Genomic DNA, 1,391 nt, shown 5'->3' with positions numbered 1-1,391 from the left:
AGAGCTCGTAACAGGATCTTGTTGGGGTGCCCTGGTCGGGCGTGACCGATGTGATGATCTGGCCGTTCGTGTTGTGTGACGACTCGGCCGTGGATCGTGGATGACGACTTGTGGGTGCGGATCGAACCCCTGCTGCCGCCATGGCCGGAGCGGTCACCAGGACCGAGGCCGGTGCCCGACCGGCTGTGTCTGCAGGGCATCTTGTACGTCCTGCACCAGGACATCGCCTGGCAACTTCTGCCCCTGGAGCTGGGGTTCGGCTCCGGACAGACCTGCTGGCGGCGCCTGGACCGTTGGCAGAAGGCCGGGGTATTCGAGCGGTTGCACCGCCTCCTGCTCGCCGAGCTGAACACGGCCGGCGAGCTCGACTGGAGTCGCGCATGCGTGGACGGCTCCCACGTCCGCGCGAAAAAGGGGGTGCCGCGACCGGTCCGTCGCCGGTCGACCGCCGGAAGACGGGCAGCAAACACCACCTGATCTGCGACGGAAAGGGCACTCCGCTGCACGTGATCACCACAGCGGCCAACGTCAACGACATCACCCAGACCATCAACCTGGTCGACGGCATCCCGCCCGTCCCCGGACGGGCGGGCCGACCCAGGCGGCGCCCCGAGTCCGTCCTCGGGGACAAGGCATACGATTCGAAGGCCGTCCGCCTGGAACTGCGCCGCCGGCGGATCCTGCCCGTCATCTCCCGCAGGGGCGCCCCGAACATCAAGGGTCTGGGCAAGCTCCGCTATGTCGTCGAGCAGACCTTTGCCCTGCTCCACCAGTTCAAACGCCTCGCCGTCCGCTGGGAACGCCGCCCCGAACTCCACGACGCATTCCTCTCCTTGGCCAGCAGCCTGATCTGCTGGCGGCGACTCAAGAAGTCCGGATCATGAACCTGGCACAGGCTTCTAGGAGTGTCAGCTCACGATTGAGTTGGCGTATGAAGCCAGGTCGTGGACCAAAACCTGCAGGCGCTGGCTCCTGAGCTTGTCCAGAAGGGGAAGAGTGTGCCGGTAGGTTGCTGACCAGGTGATGTCGGTGCCGCCGTGGGGTGCTCGGGCCACGTCCACAGACCCCCGATGAGAAGCGAACAACCCTGCGGCTTGTTCGTAGCTGAACCGCTGGTCGGGAACCATCTCGACGATGCGCTCGCGGCAGCACACCCGTCCGAGGCGAGAACGAATGGTGCGGAGATCACCTACCCGTGCCGGTCGCTCGACCCCCGCGGGCAGCTCCCACTCGACCTCATAGTAGGAGGTCCACGACGGCCAGGATTCTGCATCCACGAGCGTGGCGTAGACGAGAGCAGCAGGTGCCGATGAGTGCGAGGTAGCAGTAACAGCAAGGGACGACACCTAACAAGGCTAGACCGTGTCTCACCATGATCGTGTTACGAGCTC

2 protein-coding genes are annotated in these 1,391 nt (G+C 65.1%); one reads left to right on the top strand and one right to left on the bottom strand.

What is annotated here, in order from left to right; genetic code table 11:
* The first annotated feature begins 93 nt into the window (after positions 1–93).
* A protein-coding gene (locus ACZ6IM_RS42615; protein WP_469564637.1) for an IS5 family transposase occupies positions 94–884 on the top strand; the annotation gives its coding sequence in 2 pieces (ribosomal slippage) (positions 94–409 and positions 409–884; 792 coding nt in all).
* 24 nt (positions 885–908) lie between these two features.
* On the opposite strand, the gene ACZ6IM_RS42610 is transcribed toward ACZ6IM_RS42615, so the two are convergent.
* A complete protein-coding gene (locus tag ACZ6IM_RS42610) occupies positions 909–1,346 on the bottom strand; it encodes an SRPBCC family protein (protein WP_052843811.1) in 438 nt (145 codons plus the stop codon).
* Positions 1,347–1,391: the final 45 nt, after the last annotated feature.

The sequence above is a fragment of the Streptomyces sp. NPDC042336 genome, assembly GCF_055581985.1.
This window is presented reverse-complemented; position numbering and strand designations above follow the sequence as displayed.